Here is a 1,544-nt window from a genome sequence, read left to right as displayed (position 1 = left end):
TGTGTTCTACGCGTACGGGACTGTCACCCACTACGGTCGCACTTTCCAGAGCGTTCCACTTTATTCCACATTGCCACTGGCCTGGTCCGCGTTCGCTCGCCACTACTTGCGGAGTCTCGGTTGATGTCCTTTCCTTCGGGTACTTAGATGTTTCAGTTCCCCGAGTTCGCTTCTAACCCCTATGTATTCGAAGGTTAGATACCTTATCACAATGCTTGGAAACCCAAGCCGATCTCGCGATCAGTTTGGATTCTCCAAGCATTTAAGGTGGGTTGCCCCATTCGGATATCCATGGATCAAAGCTCATTCGCAGCTCCCCACGGCTTTTCGCAGCGTATCACGTCCTTCTTCGCCTGTGCATGCCAAGGCATCCACCAAATGCCCTTACGACACTTAATCGTTCTCATTGCCAATGCTCATCCATAGGAAAGACAATAGCCAATAGGCATTAGCCAATAGATCCTAAAACCTATTGCCTACTGCCTAAATCCTACCATCTCACCAGTCCGGCTACCTTTTACAACCAGACCATTCAGATGCCATCGACGTGTTCGATCCGGTCACTTTATTGGAGCTACGCCGAGCAGCTCACTTGTGCCAGATCTTTAAGACCAGCTTCTCGAGATTAAATCCGGTACCGCGCGGTCAGGCAACGATAATCCGATCGCTCCATCAGAGGCTCATCCGAAGACGGGCCAACAATGAACGATCCAGAGCGACAAGCTTCCTACCTACCTCCCATCCTTCCCCAGGTTCCGGCCGGCTAGGCCTTCACAAGGATCATCAGGACAGGGCTCGGACATGGGTAAAACCCATACCTGGAAGCCTCCAGATCAATCTTCTCTTCACAATGTATGCAGAACAGGCACAAGGCGTATCGCCAGGTGCAAACTTTTATTTCTTCAAAGACAAGGTATCCGCCTCGCATCAACACCAAAACCTTGGTGGAGCTGAGCGGGATCGAACCGCTGACCCCCTGCTTGCAAAGCAGGTGCTCTCCCAGCTGAGCTACAGCCCCATTCAGGTTGCACCTCAAGGCTTTAACCAAGAGATCCGTCAACGCTTAAACCACAAATCCATCCAGACCTTACCAGATGCCCAGAGGCGCTCAAAAGCGCCAAGGCAAAACATGGTGGGCCCGGGTAGACTCGAACTACCGACCCCACGCTTATCAAGCGTGTGCTCTAACCGACTGAGCTACGGGCCCATAAGGATGGAACAGCACGAAGACCGCTCAGTGCTAAACACCAAACGACCAAAGCGTGGTCCTTGTCTTTTGAAGAAAGAGAAACGTGGACGGCGATCTGCGCCATACCGTCCGGATCCGAAGATCTCCACGGCGTATTACGTTTTCGATGGTCGCCTGACTGGCGCCATCTATGTTCTAAAAAGCACGGGAAGGTTCATATCGTCCGGAGACGATCGTCTTACCAGTTCCACAGCTTCCTTAGAAAGGAGGTGATCCAGCCGCAGGTTCCCCTACGGCTACCTTGTTACGACTTCACCCCAGTCGCTGACCCTACCGTGGTTAGCTGCCTCCTTGC

2 tRNA genes and 2 rRNA genes are annotated in these 1,544 nt (G+C 52.5%); all 4 read right to left on the bottom strand.

Features of this window, described 5'->3' with window-relative positions:
* A 23S ribosomal RNA gene (locus FAA86_RS24335) occupies positions 1-399 on the bottom strand; the annotation flags it as partial.
* A gap of 543 nt (positions 400-942) precedes the next feature.
* Positions 943-1,018: transfer RNA gene (locus tag FAA86_RS24330), tRNA-Ala, on the bottom strand.
* A gap of 112 nt (positions 1,019-1,130) precedes the next feature.
* Positions 1,131-1,207: transfer RNA gene (locus FAA86_RS24325), tRNA-Ile, on the bottom strand.
* A gap of 244 nt (positions 1,208-1,451) precedes the next feature.
* Positions 1,452-1,544: ribosomal RNA gene (locus FAA86_RS24320) — 16S ribosomal RNA — on the bottom strand; the annotation flags it as partial.

Origin of the sequence: Rhizobium rosettiformans W3 (assembly GCF_004912135.1) — a bacterium.
Classification (GTDB): domain Bacteria; phylum Pseudomonadota; class Alphaproteobacteria; order Rhizobiales; family Rhizobiaceae; genus Allorhizobium; species Allorhizobium rosettiformans.
The sequence above is the reverse complement of the archived record's forward strand: the minus strand, read 5'-3'. Positions and strand labels throughout refer to the sequence as shown.